This window comes from Paenibacillus sacheonensis (genome assembly GCF_009909195.1).
GTDB lineage: Bacteria > Bacillota > Bacilli > Paenibacillales > Paenibacillaceae > Paenibacillus_Z > Paenibacillus_Z sacheonensis.
This window is the reverse complement of sequence record NZ_JAAAMU010000030.1, coordinates 20,119-40,539: the sequence shown is the minus strand read 5'-3', so window position 1 is coordinate 40,539 and position 20,421 is coordinate 20,119. Positions and strand designations below refer to the sequence as shown.

The window sequence follows — 20,421 nt, the reverse complement described above, 5'->3', positions numbered from 1 at the left end:
TTCGCATTGCGATGGAAGCATGAGAATGTGCGTTTAATTGTACTGAGCGCCATGATCTCAATCGCTATGACTTTCATGTTTTTGGTGTTGTTGTACGGAACGGCTGACAAGCATGTCTCCGTAGTATTGAACGGACGAGAAACCATTGTATCCACGAAACAATGGGTCCTTCAACGCCTACTGGATGAACAAGCCATTACAATCGGCACTCATGACAAAGTGTCGATGCCGCTCGATGGCGGAATAAACGACGGCGACCGGATCGTAATCGATCAGGCGGTCCCGCTTATTGTAAAGGCTGACGGCAAAGCAAGAACGTTGTACACGACAGAGAAAACTGTACAGGCGGCGATCGATCAGGCTGATATAACGGTTCGCAGTCAGGATAAGGTATCCCCTTCCGTGACGGCTGCACTGGAACCGAATATGACCATCACGGTCACCCGGATCGATAAGAAATACTCCGAGAGCACGTACGATGTTCCCTTCACGGTGGTGAAGCAGGAAGATCCGAAGCTAGCGCTCGGGAAACAAAAGCTTGTCCGGTCGGGCAAGCAGGGCAAGGTCGTTAAACGTTACGAGACGGTATTCGCTGACGGCGTACTCGTATCGCAATCGCTCGTCGAGAAGCTGACGCCGCAAGCAACGGTCAATCAAGTGGTATCGGTCGGGACCAAGAAGCCCGAGCCGAAAGTAGCGGTATTGTCCGCCAAGACAGCTTCGACCGTGACGAAGCATGGCGTAACCTTCAACGCGAAGAAAATAATCAAGAACGTCACCCTGACGGCATATTCAGCCGGTCTGGCCTCTACGGGCAAGACCAAGGGCCATCCGGAGTACGGCATAACGGCATCCGGTGCCCGAGTTCAGGAAGGTCGTACGATTGCGGTAGATCCGAGGGTGATTCCAATCGGCTATTGGGTCTATATTGAAGGAATCGGTTTCCGCCGTGCGGAAGACACCGGCAGCGCGATCAAAGGGAACAAGATCGACGTTTACTTCGATAGCGAGTCGTACGCAGACCGTTTTGGACGGAAGCGGGGCTTCACGGTTTACGTCCTGGGACCGAAAAAGCCGGAGTCGCTGTAGACACCGGGTTAGCTTACGGCTATCATTTGAATATGGAACGAAGCGGAACAGATCCCTTGTTTGCTTACAAGCGCGGTCGCTGCTCTACTTCATTCATATTCGTAATTTGTGCTTAAATATGCCATGATAAGAAGAGGCTACGCCTCTTCTTTTTGCTTGTTTGTCTACCAGGTAAGATTGCTTGAAAGGCAGGAATAAAGTTCCTATGATGAAAGAAATCATTGTCGTCGAAGGCAAGGATGATACGGTAGCGATCAAGCGTGCCGTTGAAGCCGAGACGATCGAAACGGGTGGCTCCGCCATTGGAGAATCCGTGCTGCGTCGCATCGAGCTGGCGCAGGAGCGCCGAGGCGTCATTATATTCACGGATCCGGATCACGCAGGCGAGCGCATCCGCAAAATCGTTGCGCAGCGAGTTCCAGGCTGCAAGCATGCGTTCCTGCCGCAGGCGGACGCGCTATACAAAGGCGATATCGGCGTTGAGAACGCGTCCCCGGAGGCTATCCGGCATGCGTTAAGCAATTTGCGGACGGAAGCGGCGGAAGGGGACGGCGGACTCGCGGAGATTACGATGGACGATCTTATGCAGGCCGGCTTGCTCGTTCATCCGCAGGCGTCGGAGCGAAGACTCAAGATGGGCAATCTGCTTGGAATCGGGTATGCAAACGGCAAGCAGTTCTATAAACGATGCTCCACGTTCCGGATTACGCGGGAAGAATTCCGGCGTGCCCTGCAGGCGATGGAGAGCGAAGGAGACTAATCGGCATGACAGAAGGTTTCAAAGCGACCGCGGAAGTCGGCTCGCCGAAGCGCACGAAGGACATCATCGCGAAATACGGCTTTACGTTCAAGAAAAGCCTCGGACAGAATTTCCTGATCGATCAAAATATATTGAACAAAATCGTAAGCGCGGCGGAGCTCGACGAAACGAAAGGCGCGCTGGAAATCGGTCCTGGCATCGGCGCGCTGACGCAGCGGCTGGCGCAAACGGCAGGGCGAGTCACCGCAGTCGAGATCGATAACCGGTTGATTCCCATTCTAAAGGACGTGCTGTCGGATACGCCGAATGTGCATGTCGAGCATGGCGACGTGCTTAAGCTGGATCTGCCCGGCCTGATGGAGAAGCAGTTTGCCGGCCTATCCGGCGTTAGTGTCGTGGCGAACCTGCCGTATTACGTGACGACGCCGATTCTGATGAAGCTGCTGGAAGAGAAGCTGCCGCTGGAACATATCGTGGTTATGATTCAGAAGGAAGTCGCACAGCGTATGGCGGCCAAGCCGGGTGGCAAGGAGTACGGCAGTCTCAGCGTGGCTGTGCAGTACTATTGCCAGCCGGAGCTGGTCTGCATCGTGCCGCACACGGTATTTATTCCCCAACCGAACGTCGATTCCGCGGTTATCAAATTATCGCTGAGGGACAAGCCCGCGGTCGAAGTGGAGGATGAGGCGTTCTTCTTCCGGACCGTGCAGGCCTGCTTCGCGCAGCGACGCAAGACGATTGCGAATAATTTGACCGCTTATGTCGGTAAGCCGAATCGCGAGCTGTTAGGACCGCTGCTGGAAGGCATCGGCATTGATCCGTCGCGCCGCGGTGAGACGCTGTCGCTGGCGGAGTTCGCATCGCTTAGCCATGCCCTGCTGAAAGCGGGCTTGCCCGCCTAACGGCAGGGGCCGCAAAACATCGCAAAGAAGCGCACCATCAGGGGCGTCTCCCCATAGGATAGACGAAGAGGTGATTTGCCCATGATGCAAGGGGACCTGGTCGTCCGCAAATCCTACGGCGGGGACGTCCTTTTTCGTGTTGCGACAATTGATCAACAATCAGCCATTTTGAAGGGCACGGACTACCGTCTGCTTGCAGACGCACCCATAGTCGATTTATCGGTCGTCAAGGATGGCGATTTGCCGGTTGCGATCCGGCAGGCGCGTTTGCGGGCGGGAGAATCGACGCAGCGGATGCAGGAGGAGCGCCAGCAGCAAATTATTCAACGGGAGCTGCTCCGCGTACAGAATCAGACCCAGCCTTATTTCGAAGTGCCCGGCAGGGTGCTCCATCTGGACGGGGACAGTAATTATATGAAGAAGAGCATGCAGCTGTATACGCAGATGCGCGTTCCAGCTCATGGCTTATTCGTGCATGAGTCGCAGATGGCCGATGCCGTATATCGGCTGCTTCCCCAGATCAAGCCAGATATTATCGTCATTACCGGGCATGATGGCGTCCTGAAGAACCGGGAACAGAATGATTTGAGCAATCTGGCGTCCTATAAAAATTCGCAAAATTTCGTGGATGCCGTTCGTATCGCCCGCGAGTACGAGAAAAACCGGGACAGTTTGATCATCGTAGCAGGTGCCTGCCAGTCGCATTATGAAGCGCTGCTGCAGTCGGGCTCGAATTTTGCCAGTTCGCCCGGCAGAGTACTCATCCATGCGCTGGATCCTGTCTACATCGCGATCAAAGCCAGTTATACGCCGATCCGGGAGACCATTAATCTGACGGACGTCATCCATGGCACCATCAGCGGCATCGACGGCGTGGGCGGGATTGAAACGCTTGGCAAGCATCGGGTAGGCCTTCCGAAACCCCGCACGCTGACCGGCGTGAAGGCGACCGTATAGGTCGTTTGCAGGCAGGACAAAATATACATGAAGTCGAAAAAATAAAGATTTTTTATATTGACAATATATTTAGCCCACTGTTATAATTAAATTTTTTTGACAAATCACCTCACCTTGGTTATAATGGACAAGGAAAGAGGTGGTAGTGCACAATGGCTAAAAATGCGCTATTGGAGATTAAACGCAGTTTGGAAACCCATGTCGGATCCAAAATACGTCTTCGTGCAAACGGTGGTCGTCGAAAGACTATTGAACGGACCGGTGTATTAGAAGAAATCTACCCTTCTGTATTCATTGTCAGACTTGATCAGGAACAGCATGCGTTCAAACGCGTGTCTTACAGCTACGCCGATATTTTGACGGAATCCGTTGAAGTGATGGTTGACAGCGATGACGGTCAGGTACGCATTACCTATATACAGTAATAAACAAACGGAATGTATGCTTTGGATTCCTTACATGATGCAGGCAACGGCAGACGCGAAGCGTTTGGGTTGCTTGCATTTTTTTTGTGCGCCGCAGCCGGTTGGGACGACTTCCTCCCAGGAATGAGAATGCGGAAAACAACCATACTAACGGTAAGACGCGAACTTATAAGGAGGATGCACCTGATGTCCCGAAGACGCAGTACGATGAGCGAACAGCTGAAGAACGAGCTGGCCAAGGATCTTGGTTTCTATGACACGGTTCAGCGGGAAGGCTGGGGCAGCATTAAAGCGAAGGATGCCGGCAACATGGTTAAACGAGCCATTCAGATGGCGGAGCAGGCTGCTGCGAAGCAATATCAGGCACAGCAAGCCGCGCAACCGCAGGCACGACCGCATACGCAAATGCAGGCACAGCCGAATACGCGGGCGCAGATGCCAACCCAGAGCTATCAAACGTCCAATTATAGAGGCGCGCACACCAATACCGCCGTCTCGCATACGAAGCCAGCAGGATCGCCAGTGGCAAGCGTACCTCCGTATATGCAGCAAGCCATGGCAGGAGCCCAGCAGCAATCGCCCGTCATGTATCAATAAGAAGAGGCTAAACGAGCTAAGATGAAGCGGCGCAGCAGCAGACTCGCCTCCATCTTAGCTTTTCTTATGACCTTTTGTTATAATATGTGAAGTTTAACGATAATGGACGGGTGAATCGAACATGAAGATCTATGAGAAGGCGCCGGCCAAGATTAACCTGCTCTTGGATGTAATGCGCAAACGCGAGGACGGTTTCCACGAAGTCGAAATGATTATGACCATGGTCGATTTGGCTGACCGGCTGGAGATGGAGGAATTGCCGAGCGATTCCATTTTTATATCCAGCCAGGCGGGCTATATTCCCCTGGACGAGAAAAACTTGGCCTTTCAAGCGGCAAGGCTGATCAAGGACCGATATAACGTACGCAAGGGCGTATATATCCATTTGGACAAAAATATTCCGGTTGCGGCTGGACTGGCTGGCGGGAGCAGCGATGCGGCGGCGACGCTGCGCGGATTGAATCGCCTCTGGCAGCTTGGCATCTCGGAGGACGAGCTCTGTACGCTGGGCGCCGAGCTGGGCTCGGACGTTCCGTTCTGCGTGACTGGCGGCACCGCCATCGCGCGCGGACGCGGCGAGAAACTGGAGCCGATCGCGAATCCGCCGCAATGCTGGGTCGTGCTGGCGAAGCCGCCGATCAATGTGTCGACGGCGGACGTGTACGGTAAACTGCGAGCATCCGAGTTGAAGAAGCACCCCTCGACCAAAAACATGGTGGAAGCGATTGCAAATGGATCGTTTACGGACGTATGCGCGAATCTCGGCAATGTACTGGAAACCGTTACCCTGCCGCTGTATCCCGAAGTGCTTCAATTGAAGGAAAGCATGCAGCGGCTCGGTGCGGATGGCGTTCTGATGTCCGGCAGCGGGCCAACCGTATTCGGTTTGGTCAGCAAGGAAGCGAAGGTCTCGAGAATCTATAATGGACTGCGCGGATTTTGCAAAGAAGTTTATGTGGTAAGAATGCTGACATAAAGCCTACGTAAACCTTGATTAAATCCGTATGAAAATGGTATATTGTCTTTATATTATTCGGATTTAGCCGGGGGTGTAACCATTTGAAGAAGTTAAAACGAAGTGCAAGGTTAGTTGAGATGACGCAATACTTACTTACGCGCCCCCATACGTTAATTTCTCTAACAGCATTCGCGGACCGCTATCAATCTGCCAAGTCATCCATCAGCGAGGATTTGGCCATTATTAAGGAAGTTTTCGAAGAAGAAGGGCTCGGCGAGCTTCATACGCTCGCAGGCGCGGCTGGCGGCGTTAAATACACGCCGAAAATGGGCTCTTCGGAAGCGCTGAGCATTATGAACGGTATTTGCCGCCAATTAGAACAGCCGGAGCGCGTGCTGGCCGGCGGATATTTATATATGACGGATATGCTGGGACAGCCAGGATTGCTGGCTGATGTCGGACGCATGTTCGCGACTGCTTTCGCCGATGCGGATATCGATGTCATCATGACCGTGGAGACGAAGGGGATTCCGCTCGCTTATGCTACGGCTGCATGTATGAATTTGCCCGTCGTCATCGTGCGCCGGGACAACAAAGTTACGGAAGGCTCTGCCGTGAGCATTAATTACGTCTCCGGCTCCAACAAACGAATCCAAACGATGTCGCTGGCACGCCGCGCGCTCAAAGAGGACGCACGGGTACTCATCGTAGACGATTTCATGAAAGCCGGCGGTACGATCCAGGGCATGATGGACCTGCTCTATGAATTTAATGCGAAGGTCGCGGGCGTTGGCGTATTCGTGGAATCCGGCGAGCTCGATACCGAGGAGCGGCTGCTGGAAGATTATGTTTCCCTGGCCAGATTGACGGCCGTAGATATGAAGACGAAGCAGACGACAGTCATCCCGGGCAACTATTTCAACTTATAGGCACGCCTATGTTAGCGGTATACCTACAAGAAAACGGAGGATTGCAAAATGAAAGTACAACCACAGATCATCTCGACCGACAAGGCGCCTGCCGCGATCGGACCCTACTCCCAAGCGATGAAGCTTGGCAACCTGCTTTTTACGTCGGGACAAATACCGCTGAATTCGGACGGCGTCCTCGTGGAGGGCGGGATCGAGGAACAAGCGCACCAGGTGTTTCGTAATTTGGAAGCGGTTTTGGCTGAGGCAGGCGCAACCTTGTCCGACACGGTTAAAGCAACCGTTTTCATCAAAGACATGAATCAGTTCGCAGCGCTCAATACGATCTACGCTTCCTACTTCGGCAACCACAAGCCTGCGCGCTCAACCGTAGAAGTGGCGCGGCTTCCGAAGGATGTTCTTGTCGAAATCGAGCTTATCGTATCGATATAAGTCGAATAAAAAAGAATAATCTTTACGACGAAAAAAATTTTCAAAATTAACCAATAAATTCCCGCAAACATGAAGGATTTCGCATCAAAATGTGGAAGTATACACCAAGTCTTCTATAGGCAAAGGTGGTGAACACAGATGCAAATTACCGATGTTAGACTCCGCCGAGTAAATTCCGAAGGTCGCATGAAGGCGATCGCCTCCATTACCATTGACAATGAGTTTGTCGTTCACGATATTCGCGTGATAGACGGCAACAATGGGATGTTCGTGGCTATGCCAAGCAAGCGTACGCCGGATGGAGAGTTCCGCGATATTGCACATCCGATCTCTTCGACGACACGGGAGAAGATTCAAGCTGCCGTACTCGCTGAGTACGAGCGTGCGGCCACGGAAGAAGAAGTCATTGAAGAAGGCGCTTAATTTGGGAATATTGGGGTAGTTTTGGTGGAATGGCGATCGCCGTCTTTCTGGCGGCAGGGCACATTTCATTCCGGAGAAATCCAAGTGCGGTATCTTAATGAGACCATACAACTATTGGATCTTCAAGGAGGAGAGCCGCGAGGCTCTCTTTTCTTTTGCCTTGGGATACGCTATATTCAGTAGAGCATTTGAGATATGAGTCCATCGGCGACTCAGGTTGGAGGGACATTCCGTGAAAGTAATGGCTATCATCCTTGCAGCAGGTCAAGGAAAACGCATGAAATCCAAACTATATAAAGTCTTGCATCCCGTGTGCGGCAAGCCTATGGTGGCGCATGTGCTCCAAACGGTGAAGGATGCCGCTTGCGAGCGTACGGTCGTCGTCGTCGGCCATGGCGCGGAGACGGTTCGCTCGTTCTTGGGGGATGAAGTGGAATTCTCGCTCCAAGAACGGCAGCTCGGCACGGGCCATGCGGTCCAGCAGGCAGAGCAGCTGCTCGGCGCGGAAGAAGGTACGACGGTTATCCTGTACGGCGATACGCCGCTTGTGACGTCGGAAACGATCGGCGCGCTGCTTCGCTACCATACGGAAATCGGATCCGCGGCAACGGTGCTGACGGCGGTCGTGCCGAATCCGCAGGGACTGGGCCGTATTATTCGCGACGAAGCGGGCAACGTGATGCGTATCGTGGAGCAGAAAGACTGCACGCCGGAGCAGGCGGCAATCAGCGAGATCAATACGGGCATGTACTGCTTCGATAATAAGAAGCTGTTCCAGGCGCTCGCCAAAGTGACCAATCACAACGCGCAGGGCGAGTATTACCTAACGGATGTGATGGAGATCTTGAAGAACGAAGGCGAGATCGTCGGTGCCTATTGCACGCCGGACTATGCGGAAGGCGTTGGCGTCAATGACCGCGTCGGACTAGGCGAAGCAGAAGCGCTCATGCGCGCGCGCATCGTGCGCAAGCACCAAATCGGGGGCGTTACGGTGATCGACCCGGCCGCGACCTATATCGAGGCAGACGTTGTTATCGGGTCCGATACGGTCATTTATCCAGGAACGGTGCTGCGCGGCAGGACCATGATCGGCGAAGACTGCGTCATCGGTCCTCATGCCGACATTGCCGATACGACGATCGGCAGCGGCGTGACGGTGAAACATTCCGTGATCGCGGAATCGTCGATCGGCGATGAAAGCGCGGTTGGCCCTTACGCGAACCTTCGTCCCGGCTCCAAGCTGGGCGTCGGCTGCAAGATCGGCGATTTCGTCGAGCTGAAGAACGCCGAGCTGGGCGACGGCTCCAAGGTTTCGCATCTGAGCTACGTAGGCGATGCGAAGGTCGGCAAGGACGTGAACATCGGCTGCGGCGCGATTACGGTCAATTACGACGGCTATAACAAGTCGCTCACGGAAATCGGCGACAATGCATTTGTCGGAAGCAACGTGAATCTGATTGCCCCCGTTAAAGTCGGCGACGGCGCCTATGTCGTGGCGGGATCGACCATTACGCATGACGTGCCGGCAAACGACCTGGCCATTGCCCGTGCGCGCCAGGAGAATAAACCGGGTTACGCCGAGAAGCTGCGCGGACGCGCCAAAGCGAAGAAAGAAGCAAAATCCAAAAAAGATTAATTTGCTTTGTTTTCATTCATGAATCGTATCCTGACATCTTGACAAGAGGACTCCTAAAGCGACGTTGCAGACGTCGACGGGGTCTTTTTCTTGCGTGCAGCGAGCCTTCACCACGCCGATGCGCGTGCTTGCACGGCGAAAGAATCGTTTAATTACGAGCCGGAATGGGTATGAATATATGGAAATCGAATTGTACAAGGAGGTTTCCACAATGGCAATCCCATTTCAAGCCGAAGAACGGAAAACAGGTACGCAAGGCGACTTACGGAAAATGAGGCTGCGGGGAAGCGTTCCCGGCGTCGTATATGGTTCAAAGCTCAGCACGCCGCTGAGCGTGGCGGTGAATGAGAAGGAACTGACGGCGCTGCTTCGGTCCCATCCGCATGCTTTGCTGGAGCTCGATATCCCAGGCGCGGGCAAACAGCCTGTCATGCTCACGGAGGTACAACGCGAGCCTCTCTCTCGCAATGTGCTGCATGTTGACTTCCATCAAGTCAATATGAATCAAGAGATCAAGACCATGGTGCGCATCGAAATGGTTGGCGACTCCTCCGGCGTACGCGAAGGCGGCATTCTGCAAGCGATGCTCCACGAGTTGGAGATTCACTGCTTGCCGAATCGGATTCCGGAAGCGATCGAGGTCGATGTGACGGGACTCGGTATCGGGGAGAACCTGCTGGTTGCCGATCTGAAGCTGCCGGAAGGCGTAACGACCCGGGTGGAACCGGATCATGTCGTAGTCACGATCCTGCTGCCGCAGAAGGATCTCACGGCGGAAGAAGCGGAAGAGGCTGCAGAGGACGCGGAAGCTGCCGCAGAGCGGTCGCATGAAGCGAAGATGGAAGTTCATACATCGGAATAACGATGACGAAAGCGGGGCTGCCGATGCAGCCCCTTTACTTTTTTTTAGTATCCCGGCCTGGACACGAAGGTAAATTGCTTCCGGCTGTAGAAAATATTATTGAGCTTGATGTACGATGGACTGAATTGTTCGACAAAGCCGATATCATGATGCTGAAGGCCCCAATAGACCTGCACGGGGACATGGCATTCATGATGATCCTGGAAATGGAAATCGTCGAAAATCAGTTGACCGTTCATATACATCGATCAAACGCCCCTTTGCATACGAAGTTCGGCAGTCCGCCGCCTCTATACATATGACCTTTTGGAATGAAGATTCGTTGCATGGGCAAAAAGAATTTTTCGAATATCGAACAGGAGTTGACGACAACAGCATGAAATGGATCGTAGGTCTCGGCAACCCCGGTACCGCTTATCAAGGAACGCGGCATAATGTCGGGTTCATGGTCGTCGATATGCTCGCTAAACGGTGGAGCATCCCGGTGACGCAAAACAAATGCAAAGCGCTGATCGGCATAGGGAATGTCGCCGGAACGAAGGTGGCGCTGATCAAGCCGATGACGTATATGAACTTGTCTGGCGAAACCGTGCGCGGGTTCATGGACTATTTTAAGGCCGACCTGGAGGATGCCATTATCGTCTACGACGACATGGATACGGAAACGGGCCGAATCCGGCTCCGCTATCAAGGCAGCGCAGGCGGCCATAACGGCATCAAATCCATTATCCAGCATACGGGCACGCAGACATTCAACCGCATCCGGGTCGGCATCTCGCGGCCGACGAACGGGATGATCATCTCGGATTACGTGCTCTCGAATTTTCCGAAGAGCGAGGGAGAGCTGTTGAAAGCGATGGTGGAAGAGAGCTGCGACGCGGCGGAGTTCGCGCTTGCGAATTCATTCGAGCGCACGATGGCCAAATTCAACCGTTAAATATGAGCGGCCGCGGGCATACTGAGTGTAGGATGCATACCTGGGCAGCGAACTAGGACGTACGACTGAACAGTGAAAGAACCTCACGGATCAGTCGAAAGTTCGCGACCGGGGTAGGATGCAGACCCGAGCAGCGAACTGGCATGTACGACTGAACAGTGAGAGAACCTCACGGATCAGTCGAAAGTTCGCGACCAGGGTAGGATGCAGACCCGAGCAGCGAACTGGCATGTACGACTGAACAGTGAGAGAACCTCACGGATCAGTCGAAAGTTCGCGACCAGGGTATAACGACCACTCAGGAGGCATAAATATGGCTGTGAATTATGTTTGCCGGCATTGCAAAACGCCCATGGGCTCCATCGATAACGCCCACATCTCGGAGACGCAGCTCGGTTTCCATTTCTTGACCCCCGAAGAGCGCAGCGATATAATAGCGTATAACTCGAACGGAGACGTTACGGTTAACGTCGTCTGTGATTATTGTCGCGAAGCGATAGAGAGCAATCCGGAGCTGCTGCTCGTGGCGAATCCGCTGCAATGACAGCTGGCCGGCAGAGCGATACAAGAGCCTTGGCGCGTGGCTGAGGCTTCTTTTTTGATTAGCAGCAATTTATGAATGCCAGGTGTGCTGACGCTATAAAATGACGGATGAAACGCGCACCGCCCCTACAGGGCGGCGCTGGCTATTTCATCCGGCAACGCCGCCTAGGAGTACGGAACGGATCGGTTTGGAAAGAAACGAGGTGCCGCTAACTTGAAAGCATTACTGGAAGCTTATGCCGCGGATACGGACTTTGTCTCGGTCGTATCCGGAATCAAGAAAGGGATGCGCGAGCAGCTCATATCGGGGCTGGCCGGCTCATCGCGTCAGGTCATGATCGCCGCCCTGAAGCAGGAGCTCGACCGCCCTGTGCTCGTGGTGACCCACAACATGTTTGCAGCGCAGAAGATTGCAGAAGACCTGGTGGAGCTATTGTCGCCCGGCGAGGTGCTGCTCTATCCCGCCAATGAGCTTGTCGCTGCCGAAGCGGCCATATCGAGCCCGGAAACGCTGGCGCAGCGGATGGATGTGCTTATCCGTCTGTCGCAAGGCTTTCGCGGGATTGTTGTCGTTCCATTCTCCGGCGTGCGCCGGTTTCTGCCGCTGAGCAGCGTCATGGCGAATGCGCGCATTGCGCTGAAGGTCGGCGAGACGCTAGCATTGGAAGCGTTTTTACGGCAAATGGTAGAGCTCGGCTACGAGCGCGTCGATAAAGTAGAGGGCAAAGGGGAAATGAGCGTCCGGGGCGGCATTGTCGACTTTTTCCCGCTCACTTCGCCGCATCCGTACCGGGTGGAATGGTTTGACGACGAAGTCGACTCCATTCGCACCTTCGACTCCTCCGACCAGCGCTCGATCGAGAAGCTGGATTCGTTCAGCGTTCCGCCTTGCCAAGAGCTGACGGCGGACAGACGCCGGTTCGAGAACGCGGCCCAGCACGCATCGGAGCTGCTCGAGCAGCAGCTGCAGAAGATGACCGACCGTACGGCCAAGGACCGGCTGCGCGCGGAGATCGGCTCGGAGATCGACAAGCTGCGGGAGCATCAGTATTTCCCGGAGATCTATAAATACATTTCGCTGCTCTACCCTGAACGTCAGACCTTATTCGATTACGTACCGCAGGACACGCTGCTGATCTACGACGAGCCGACCCGTCTCATCGAAACCGGCCGCCAGCTGGAGCGGGACGAGGCGGAATGGTCGACGCACCTGATGACCAACGGCAAGGCGCTGCCTTCGCTGACTTTGGCGCGCCCATCGGACGACGTGTTGTTTCACCGTCCGTTTCCGACGCTGTTCCTATCGCTCTTCCTCCGGCAGATCCCGCATACGCAGCCGCAGAATATTCTGAATGTCGTCAGCCGCGCGATGCAAAATTTCCACGGTCAAATGAACGTGCTGAAAACGGAAATGGAGCGTTGGCGCAAAGCGGGCGCGACCGTTATGATGCTGGCCGGCAGCGCGGAACGGATGGATCGGATGCGCCGGGTGCTGCAGGACTACGGCATCGAGCCGCCGATGCTGATCGAAGGCAATCTGCAGAGCGGCTTTGAACTGCCGTCCGTGCATCTCATCGTCATTACCGAAGGCGAGATGTTTTCGCAGAAGCAGCGCAAGGCACGCCGCCTCGATAAGAAGATGGACAATGCGGAGCGGATCAAGAGCTATACCGAGCTGAAGGTCGGCGACTATGTCGTGCATCAGAATCATGGCATCGGCAAATATATGGGCATCGGTACGCTGGAAATCGCCGGTATTCATAAGGACTACATGCATATCATGTACGCGGGCGGCGATAAGCTGTCCGTACCGATCGAGCAGATTGATCTTATTCAGAAGTACGTGGGCAACGAAGATAAGGAACCGAAGGTTTACAAGCTTGGCGGCAGCGAATGGACGCGCGTGAAGAGCAAGGCGCAGTCATCGGTCAAGGATATTGCCGACGAGCTTATTAAGCTGTATGCCGAACGGCAGGCGACGACCGGCTTCGGCTTCGGGGCGGATACCTCGTATCAGCAGGAATTCGAAGCGATGTTCCCTTATGACGAGACCGTCGACCAACTGCGGGCGATATCGGAAATCAAGAAGGATATGCAGACCCCTCGTCCGATGGACCGTCTGTTGTGCGGCGACGTCGGTTACGGCAAGACCGAGGTGGCCGTGCGCGCAGCGTTCAAGGCAGCTATCGAAGGCAAGCAGGTGGCCATCTTGGTACCGACGACGATTCTGGCACAGCAGCATTACGAGACCTTCCGCGAGCGGTTCTCGGGTTTCCCGTTCAATGTACAGGTGCTGAGCCGTTTCCGGAACAAGAAGGATCAGACCGCTACGATGAAAGGCCTCAAGGCCGGTACGGTGGATGTCGTCATCGGCACGCACCGGATACTGTCCCAAGACGTGATTTTCAAGGATCTCGGACTGCTTATCGTAGACGAAGAGCAGCGTTTCGGCGTGTCGCATAAGGAGAAGCTGAAGCGGCTGAAGACGAATGTCGACGTGCTGACGCTGACGGCGACCCCGATTCCGCGGACGCTTCATATGTCCATGCTCGGCGTGCGCGACTTGTCGGTTATCGAGACGCCGCCGGAGAACCGGTTCCCGGTGCAGACGTACGTCGTGGAATACAGTCCGTCGCTCGTCCGCGAGTCGATCGAGCGCGAGCTGGCACGCGGCGGCCAGGTGTACTATTTGTTCAACCGCGTACAGGGGATCTACCAGATGGCGGAGCAGATCAACGCGCTGGTGCCGGATGCGAAGGTAGCCGTCGGTCACGGCCAAATGTCCGAGCAGGAGCTGGAGAAGACGATTCTCGACTTCCTCGACGGCGAATCCGACGTCTTGGTGAGCACTAGCATCATCGAGACCGGGGTCGATATTCCGAACGTCAATACACTGATCGTGCATGATGCGGATAAAATGGGCTTGTCCCAGCTGTATCAGCTGCGCGGCCGCGTCGGCCGGTCCAACCGGATCGCCTATGCGTATTTTACCTATCAGCGGGACAAAGTGCTGACGGAGGTAGCCGAGAAACGGCTTCAGTCGATCAAGGAATTCACGGAGCTGGGCTCCGGCTTCAAGATCGCGATGCGCGACTTGTCCATCCGGGGAGCGGGCAATCTGCTCGGAGCGGAGCAGCATGGCTTCATCGCGTCCGTCGGCTTCGACCTCTATTCGCAGATGCTGGCCGACGAGATCGCCAAGCGGAAGGCGGAAATGGGCGGCGCCGTCGAAGAGCCGGTCAAGGAAGTGAGCACGGTCATCGATATGAGCATTGATGCCTACTTGCCGTCTTCCTATATTTACGATAGCATACAGAAGATAGAGATTTATAAGAAAGTCGCCGCGGTGCGCACCTTCGAAGAGGGAGACGACCTGCGCGACGAGCTTGTCGACCGCTTTGGCGATCTGCCGCAGTCGGTAGACAACCTGCTCTCCGTAGCCCGACTCAAAGTATTCGGCGCTGTTTGCGGCATCGAGCAGATCGGCGGCAAAGGCGAAGACATCACCTTGAGGTTTGCGGAGCGCGAGAAGAAACGGTTTGATATCAAGAAAGTGGACCGACTCTGCCTCCAACTGGAGAATCGCTTCGCGCGTACGGCGGGACAAGAGACAGGGCCGCTCGTGCAGTTGCGCGGCAAAGGGTTGTCCATGGAACAGAAGCTTGAACTGTTGGAACGGTTTTTGACGCATTATAAAGACACCATTCAATCGAAAGGGGAACTACAGGATGTTACGCACTAAACAGGCAAGAAGAATGATCCTGCTTGCGCTTGCGGCTGTTCTCGTCGTCGTGCTTGCGGCGGGCTGCGGCAAGAAGAAGGAGGAGTCTTCGGCACCCGGAGCGGGCGGCGGCAAAACGGTCGCGACCTACAAAGACGGCACCGTCACGGAGGGTGAGTTCAAGAAGTACTCCACGTTCTTCGGCATCGTTCAGCCGCAGACGGAGATGTATCTGAGCATCCCGCAGCTGCAAGAGCAGTTCCTCCGCGAATATATTGGCTATAAAGTATTGTACAAGCCCCTGGCGGACAAGAAGCTGAGCGACGAGGAGCAGAAGAACATCGATAGCTTCTACACGCAAGTGAAGTCCCAAATCGACGCCGACGCGACGCTGAAGAAGAAAGTGGATGACGCCGGTTTGAAAGAAGCGGACATCCGTTACTTTTATGGCATGATCACCAGCATCATGAAGGACGAAGAAAGCAAAGTAACGGACGCGGACGTGAAGAAGCAATTCGACACGACCAAAGATGATTACAACATGATCAGCGTTCGCCACATTCTGATTTCGACGGTCGATCCGACGACGGGCGCCGAGAAACGCAAAGACGAGGATGCGCTCAAAATCGCGAAGGAAGTCAAAGCGAAGCTGGATGCCGGCGGCGACTGGAAAGAGCTCGCGAAGCAGTACTCCGAAGACGAGGGCTCCAAGGACAATGGCGGCCTCTACGAGAATCAGCAGGCTAAAGGCTGGGTGCAAGAGTTCAAGGATGCAGCCAACAAACAGGAGATCGGCAAAGTCGGCGATCCTGTGCAGTCGCAGTTCGGCTACCATGTCATGAAAGTCGAGAAACGTACGCCGACGCCGTTCGAGAAGCTGACGGAGGCGGACAAATCGGGACTTAAGCAGGAGGCGGCTTCCGCTAAACTGCAAGCCTTCATGACAACCGATCTGCCGAAGCTGATCACGAAGATCGACCTGCCGCAAGCAGCTGCGCCGGCGGGCGGTTCCAATGCAGGTACAGGCACGAATTCCGGTACGAATACGGACACGAACAAGAACGGTGCGACGAACGCCGGCACGGATAAGAAAGACGATGCAGCCACGAACGATAACAAAACCGAGAGCAAGTAAGCAATCGGGGACCGTCGGGTAAGGGCAGCATTGCCGCATGGACAAGCCCAGCCCGCAATGGCTGGGTTTTGTTTTATTCTTATAGAGGAGGAAAAATCCATGGAACAGCAGCTTTTTTACACGGGATCTTACGGCGCGAAGGAGCAGGAGGGCGTGAAGGCAATGCGGCTGCAGGACGGCCGGCTGACGGAGCAGTCCGGGCTTGCGGGCATTTATCATCCTTCATTTATCGCGATCAATCAGGCAGGCACGCGGCTTTACGTCGTCAGCGAAACGGGCGCGGAGGCGGGGAGCGTATACAGCTATGCGACTCGTGAAGATAAAGATGCGTTTACGCTTATTAATGAAAGCTCTACTTTAGGCGGATCGCCCTGTCACCTTGCGCTCGATGCGACTGAACGGCTCCTCGCGGTGACGAATTATTCAGGCGGTACGATTAGCCTGTATGCCGTTCGGGAGGATGGCTCGCTGATGCTGGCCGATCATATCGCCCATGAGGGGCGGGGACCTCGAGATGACAGGCAGGAGGCGCCGCATCCTCACTCATCCATGCCGGACAAAGCGAACCGTTATATCTTAGTTGCAGATCTGGGTACCGACGAGATCGTGCATTACCGGATTGACCATGAGGCGCAAAAGCTTGTCCGACATCGCACGACCCCATCTGCCGCCGGAGCGGGACCTCGCCATATGACGTTCAATGCTAGCGGGGATGTGCTCTATGTGGTCAACGAGCTGGATTGCACGGTTGTTGCCTATCGCTACGCGCCCGAGACGTCCGAGCTGACGCTGCTGCAGTCGCTCTCCACCTTGCCGGAGGCGTTCGAGGGCGAGAATACCTGCGCGGACATCCATCTCACGCCGGACGGCCGGTTTCTGTATGCTTCCAATCGGGGTCATGACAGCCTTGCCGCATATCGTGTTATGCCGGACGGACAGCTTGAGCTGATCGACATCGTCCCGAGCGGCGGAAGGACGCCCCGAAATTTCGCGATCTCGCCGGACGGCGGCTATTTGCTCGCGGCGAATCAGGAGAGCGACCGGATCGTCGTATTCCGCATTGATCGGGAAACGGGGCGTTTGACGGATACAGGAGAGGCGTTTGAGTCGGTGAAGCCGGTTTGTGTTGTGTTTCAATAGGGGATTTTTAGATTGATCTTTTAATTGACTTATCGTTCAATATTTTTTATTTGGTTCTACAGGTAACATGAAGCTTATCTATTAAGATGAAAACCGATTCTCCATTAATGGGGAATCGGTTTTCTTTGGTTATGTTACATAAAGTAACATACAACCAAATTCCCCGATATATATTTGAATATATTGATCATTTTTTATGAGATATTTGACGTAAATATTCATTTTATGATTCATTCTAAAAACTTGTGTAAACTTTGTTGACATACAACCTAACATGATTTTATAATAAACCCACGAACAATGGAAATCATATCCAATTGAATGTTCGGAAAAGAGACAAGAAAATGGATGGGGAGTGGGAGAATGAAGAGAAAGTTTTGGAAAAGCGGGGTATTTGTATTATTGGCACTGATGATGGTGCTGGCCGGCTGCGGTAAGAATGATAACGCGGCTTCAACAACGACAAATGCGGATAGCGCCAAAACGGACGACAGTGGAAGCAGCAGCGGAACCAGCAGCGGCGGGGAAATTAAAGTCGGCATTCTTCATTCTCTAAGCGGTACGATGGCGATCTCCGAAGTATCGGTGAAGGATTCGGAAATGATGGCCATTGACGAGATCAATGCAAAGGGCGGGGTCATGGGCAAGAAGATCGTGCCGGTCGTCGAGGATGGCGCCTCGGATTGGCCGACGTTCGCGGAGAAAGCACGGAAGCTGATCTCCGAAGATAAAGTCGCGACGGTATTCGGCGGATGGACGTCCTCCAGCCGGAAAGCGATGCTGCCGGTATTCGAGGAATTGAACGGTCTCCTCTGGTACCCGGTTCAATACGAGGGTCTTGAACAATCCCCGAACATCATGTACACGGGCGCAACGACCAATCAGCAGATCGTGCCTGCGGTATCGTGGCTGCTGGAGAATAAGGGAAAGAAGTTCTTCCTGCTCGGCTCCGATTACGTGTTCCCGCGCACGGCGAACAAGATCATCAAGGAGCAATTGAAGGTAGAGGGCGGCCAGTTGACCGGTGAAGAGTACACGCCGCTTGGCCACACCGACTACACGACGATTATTTCCAAGATCAAGGAAGCCAAGCCGGATGTCGTGTTCAACACGCTGAACGGCGACAGCAACGTAGCCTTCTTCAAACAGCTGAAGGATGCCGGCATCTCGTCCAAGGATCTGACGACGCTGTCCGTATCCGTAGCCGAAGAAGAAATCCGCGGCATTGGCGCAGACGTGCTGGCTGGGACGTTCGCGGCCTGGAACTACTATGAGACGACGGATACGCCGGCGAACAAGACCTTCGTCGAGAACTACAAGAAGAAATACGGCGAAGACCGCGTAACGGCGGATCCGATCGAAGCGGGCTACGACGCCGTGTATCTCTGGGCGGCTGCGGTCGAGAAGGCCGGTTCCACGGAAGTCGACAAAGTCAAGGATGCGGCCAAGGAGCTGGAGTGGGACGCGCCGGAAGGCAAGGTCAAGATCGACGGCGAAACGCAGCATCTCTATAAGACCGTGCGGATCGGCGAAGTGCAGACAGACGGCCAGTTCAAGGAAGTTTGGAATTCCGGGTCGCCGGTTAAGCCGGATCCGTTCCTGAAAGGCTACGATTGGGCGAAGAGCCTGAGCGAAGGCAAATAAGCGGTAAGCGCATAAGACCTTACTAAAAGAAGCAACAAAGCAAGAAATATAATAGAGAGAATAGAGAGAACAGAGAGAGAAATAGAATAGAGACGACAGGGGAAACTATAGTATCGGAGACTATAGGGAGAGAAGCGAGAGAAACCATGCACAGCGCGGACTCATGAGCACGTAGCTTAAATACCCTCTTCAACTTTTTTAACTATCTTCAACGTTCTTCAAACCTCTTAATCATATCGTGGAAGCTGGCATTCGGCAGGGGAAGCATTCGCAGGCAGATGGCTTCGAGTGCTTCCCCTATTGGCGTCGGCCGAAGCGGCGTCGAGTCCTATGTTACATTGGACGTTCCATTCCAACCATTCATTACAGGCAGAATGCTTGCTTAGTCACACAGGTCTCCTTTAGGGGTGAAATCATGGACGTTATTATCCTGCAGCTGTTCAACGGCATTAGCGTGAGCTCGATCCTGCTGCTGATCGCGCTTGGGTTGTCGATCACGTTCGGTCTGATGAAAGTCATCAATATGGCGCATGGCGAGCTCATCATGATCGGGGCTTACACGGCCTACGTCGTACAGAATCTATTTGCCGACTATATGCCGGCCTCCATGTTCGGCTGGTACTTCGCGATTGCCATTCCGGTCAGCTTTATCGTGGCGTTCATCTTCGGGCTCGTGCTCGAGATGGGGTTGATTCGGTTTCTCTACGGCCGCCCGCTCGACAGTCTGCTCGCGACATGGGGCGTCGGCCTCATGCTTCAACAGCTGGCGAGGAGCGTATTCGGCGCGCCGAACGTCGGGGTTAAGAGTCCGGCGTGGCTCGATGGGGGATTGACGGTTGGCGACAATGTTTTCCCTTATAAGAGGCTGTTCATTATCGGGCTCGTGCTCGTCTGCCTGTTCGTGATGTATCTGTATATTTACCGCAGCCATCCCGGCCGCCGCATGCGGGCGGTCATGCAAAACCGCGAAATGGCCGCCTGCCTCGGCATATCGACACGCAGGGTGGACGCCGTAACGTTCGCGATCGGTTCCGGCATTGCCGGCATTGCGGGCTGCGCGCTCACGCTCATCGGGCCGATCGGACCTGCCATCGGGACGTACTACATCGTCGATGCGTTCATGGTCGTCGTGCTCGGCGGCGTCGGCAAGCTGGTCGGTACCGTGTTCGGCGCTCTCGGGATCGGTATCTCCAACACGCTGTTCGAATATTGGACGACGGCTTCGCTGGGCAAGGTACTGGTGTTTCTGTGCATCGTCGCATTTCTGCAGTGGAAGCCCAGCGGGTTCGTGGCCATGCGCTCGCGATCCTTGGACAATTGAGATCCGGGGC

At 54.4% G+C, this 20,421-nt stretch carries 19 protein-coding genes and 1 pseudogene; 19 read left to right on the top strand and 1 reads right to left on the bottom strand.

Annotated elements, in window-relative coordinates; all coding sequences use genetic code 11:
* The first annotated feature begins 66 nt into the window (after positions 1-66).
* The 12 genes and pseudogenes from GT003_RS30625 (at position 67) to GT003_RS30570 (ending at position 9,970) form a co-directional block, all read left to right on the top strand.
* A complete protein-coding gene (locus GT003_RS30625) occupies positions 67-1,089 on the top strand; it encodes a resuscitation-promoting factor (RefSeq protein WP_420831491.1) in 1,023 nt (340 codons plus the stop codon).
* Between the two features lie 205 nt (positions 1,090-1,294).
* Entirely contained in the window at positions 1,295-1,849 is a 555-nt protein-coding gene (gene rnmV, locus GT003_RS30620; RefSeq protein WP_161705212.1) for a ribonuclease M5, read from the top strand.
* A gap of 5 nt (positions 1,850-1,854) precedes the next feature.
* Entirely contained in the window at positions 1,855-2,751 is an 897-nt protein-coding gene (rsmA, locus tag GT003_RS30615) for a 16S rRNA (adenine(1518)-N(6)/adenine(1519)-N(6))-dimethyltransferase RsmA (RefSeq protein ID WP_161705209.1), read from the top strand.
* 81 nt (positions 2,752-2,832) lie between these two features.
* Positions 2,833-3,708 (top strand): sporulation peptidase YabG, encoded by an 876-nt coding sequence (yabG, locus tag GT003_RS30610; protein ID WP_161705207.1) that lies wholly within the window; start codon positions 2,833-2,835, stop codon positions 3,706-3,708.
* Between the two features lie 152 nt (positions 3,709-3,860).
* On the top strand, positions 3,861-4,133 hold the full coding sequence (veg, locus tag GT003_RS30605) for a biofilm formation stimulator Veg (protein ID WP_090648920.1): 273 nt from the start codon (positions 3,861-3,863) through the stop codon (positions 4,131-4,133).
* A 183-nt stretch (positions 4,134-4,316) separates the two neighbouring features.
* Positions 4,317-4,493, top strand: a pseudogene (locus GT003_RS30600) (small, acid-soluble spore protein, alpha/beta type); the annotation flags it as partial.
* Between the two features lie 358 nt (positions 4,494-4,851).
* On the top strand, positions 4,852-5,706 hold the full coding sequence (gene ispE / locus GT003_RS30595) for a 4-(cytidine 5'-diphospho)-2-C-methyl-D-erythritol kinase (protein WP_161705205.1): 855 nt from the start codon (positions 4,852-4,854) through the stop codon (positions 5,704-5,706).
* Positions 5,707-5,789: 83 nt separating this feature from the next.
* Positions 5,790-6,617: a pur operon repressor gene (gene purR / locus GT003_RS30590; protein ID WP_161705203.1), complete on the top strand. Its 828-nt coding sequence runs from the start codon at positions 5,790-5,792 to the stop codon at positions 6,615-6,617.
* Positions 6,618-6,665: 48 nt separating this feature from the next.
* On the top strand, positions 6,666-7,049 hold the full coding sequence (locus GT003_RS30585) for a RidA family protein (RefSeq protein WP_161705201.1): 384 nt from the start codon (positions 6,666-6,668) through the stop codon (positions 7,047-7,049).
* A 138-nt stretch (positions 7,050-7,187) separates the two neighbouring features.
* The gene (gene spoVG, locus GT003_RS30580) at positions 7,188-7,472 is read left to right on the top strand and encodes a septation regulator SpoVG (protein WP_018759486.1); all 285 of its coding nucleotides are present in this window, start codon (positions 7,188-7,190) and stop codon (positions 7,470-7,472) included.
* Between the two features lie 232 nt (positions 7,473-7,704).
* Positions 7,705-9,108 carry a bifunctional UDP-N-acetylglucosamine diphosphorylase/glucosamine-1-phosphate N-acetyltransferase GlmU gene (gene glmU, locus GT003_RS30575; RefSeq protein ID WP_161705199.1) on the top strand — a complete coding sequence of 468 codons (1,404 nt, stop codon included), beginning with the start codon at positions 7,705-7,707 and terminating at the stop codon, positions 9,106-9,108.
* Between the two features lie 211 nt (positions 9,109-9,319).
* Positions 9,320-9,970 carry a 50S ribosomal protein L25 gene (locus GT003_RS30570; protein ID WP_161705197.1) on the top strand — a complete coding sequence of 217 codons (651 nt, stop codon included), beginning with the start codon at positions 9,320-9,322 and terminating at the stop codon, positions 9,968-9,970.
* 44 nt (positions 9,971-10,014) lie between these two features.
* On the opposite strand, the gene GT003_RS30565 is transcribed toward GT003_RS30570, so the two are convergent.
* A complete protein-coding gene (locus GT003_RS30565; protein ID WP_161705195.1) occupies positions 10,015-10,215 on the bottom strand; it encodes a hypothetical protein in 201 nt (66 codons plus the stop codon).
* A gap of 131 nt (positions 10,216-10,346) precedes the next feature.
* Between GT003_RS30565 and pth the strand changes: the two genes are divergently transcribed.
* The 7 genes from pth (at position 10,347) to urtB (ending at position 20,411) form a co-directional block, all read left to right on the top strand.
* The gene (pth, locus tag GT003_RS30560; protein ID WP_161705193.1) at positions 10,347-10,907 is read left to right on the top strand and encodes an aminoacyl-tRNA hydrolase; all 561 of its coding nucleotides are present in this window, start codon (positions 10,347-10,349) and stop codon (positions 10,905-10,907) included.
* Between the two features lie 313 nt (positions 10,908-11,220).
* Positions 11,221-11,451, top strand: coding sequence for an anti-sigma-F factor Fin (gene fin / locus GT003_RS30555; protein ID WP_161705191.1), 231 nt, complete (start codon positions 11,221-11,223; stop codon positions 11,449-11,451).
* Positions 11,452-11,664: 213 nt separating this feature from the next.
* Positions 11,665-15,192 carry a transcription-repair coupling factor gene (gene mfd, locus GT003_RS30550; RefSeq protein WP_161705189.1) on the top strand — a complete coding sequence of 1,176 codons (3,528 nt, stop codon included), beginning with the start codon at positions 11,665-11,667 and terminating at the stop codon, positions 15,190-15,192.
* Entirely contained in the window at positions 15,179-16,306 is a 1,128-nt protein-coding gene (locus GT003_RS30545) for a peptidylprolyl isomerase (RefSeq protein ID WP_161705187.1), read from the top strand. The genes mfd and GT003_RS30545 overlap by 14 nt, the downstream gene beginning before the upstream one ends.
* Positions 16,307-16,405: 99 nt before the next feature.
* A complete protein-coding gene (locus GT003_RS30540) occupies positions 16,406-17,446 on the top strand; it encodes a lactonase family protein (RefSeq protein ID WP_161705185.1) in 1,041 nt (346 codons plus the stop codon).
* 363 nt (positions 17,447-17,809) lie between these two features.
* Positions 17,810-19,090: an urea ABC transporter substrate-binding protein gene (gene urtA, locus GT003_RS30535; protein WP_161705183.1), complete on the top strand. Its 1,281-nt coding sequence runs from the start codon at positions 17,810-17,812 to the stop codon at positions 19,088-19,090.
* A 415-nt stretch (positions 19,091-19,505) separates the two neighbouring features.
* Complete coding sequence (urtB, locus tag GT003_RS30530; protein WP_161705181.1) at positions 19,506-20,411, top strand: urea ABC transporter permease subunit UrtB; 906 nt, start codon at positions 19,506-19,508, stop codon at positions 20,409-20,411.
* Positions 20,412-20,421: the final 10 nt, after the last annotated feature.

Bases quoted from the DNA above. Each gene is read 5' to 3' on its own strand.
- spoVG (WP_018759486.1), top strand. From the start codon at position 7,188: ATGCAAATTACCGATGTTAGACTCCGCCGAGTAAATTCCGAAGGTCGC.
- GT003_RS30625 (WP_420831491.1), top strand. From the start codon at position 67: ATGACTTTCATGTTTTTGGTGTTGTTGTACGGAACGGCTGACAAGCAT.
- urtB (WP_161705181.1), top strand. From the start codon at position 19,506: ATGGACGTTATTATCCTGCAGCTGTTCAACGGCATTAGCGTGAGCTCG.
- ispE (WP_161705205.1), top strand. From the start codon at position 4,852: ATGAAGATCTATGAGAAGGCGCCGGCCAAGATTAACCTGCTCTTGGAT.
- yabG (WP_161705207.1), top strand. From the start codon at position 2,833: ATGATGCAAGGGGACCTGGTCGTCCGCAAATCCTACGGCGGGGACGTC.
- GT003_RS30540 (WP_161705185.1), top strand. From the start codon at position 16,406: ATGGAACAGCAGCTTTTTTACACGGGATCTTACGGCGCGAAGGAGCAG.
- GT003_RS30545 (WP_161705187.1), top strand. From the start codon at position 15,179: ATGTTACGCACTAAACAGGCAAGAAGAATGATCCTGCTTGCGCTTGCG.
- GT003_RS30585 (WP_161705201.1), top strand. From the start codon at position 6,666: ATGAAAGTACAACCACAGATCATCTCGACCGACAAGGCGCCTGCCGCG.
- veg (WP_090648920.1), top strand. From the start codon at position 3,861: ATGGCTAAAAATGCGCTATTGGAGATTAAACGCAGTTTGGAAACCCAT.
- GT003_RS30570 (WP_161705197.1), top strand. From the start codon at position 9,320: ATGGCAATCCCATTTCAAGCCGAAGAACGGAAAACAGGTACGCAAGGC.
- pth (WP_161705193.1), top strand. From the start codon at position 10,347: ATGAAATGGATCGTAGGTCTCGGCAACCCCGGTACCGCTTATCAAGGA.
- GT003_RS30565 (WP_161705195.1), bottom strand. From the start codon at position 10,215: ATGTATATGAACGGTCAACTGATTTTCGACGATTTCCATTTCCAGGAT.
- rsmA (WP_161705209.1), top strand. From the start codon at position 1,855: ATGACAGAAGGTTTCAAAGCGACCGCGGAAGTCGGCTCGCCGAAGCGC.
- urtA (WP_161705183.1), top strand. From the start codon at position 17,810: ATGAAGAGAAAGTTTTGGAAAAGCGGGGTATTTGTATTATTGGCACTG.
- fin (WP_161705191.1), top strand. From the start codon at position 11,221: ATGGCTGTGAATTATGTTTGCCGGCATTGCAAAACGCCCATGGGCTCC.
- rnmV (WP_161705212.1), top strand. From the start codon at position 1,295: ATGATGAAAGAAATCATTGTCGTCGAAGGCAAGGATGATACGGTAGCG.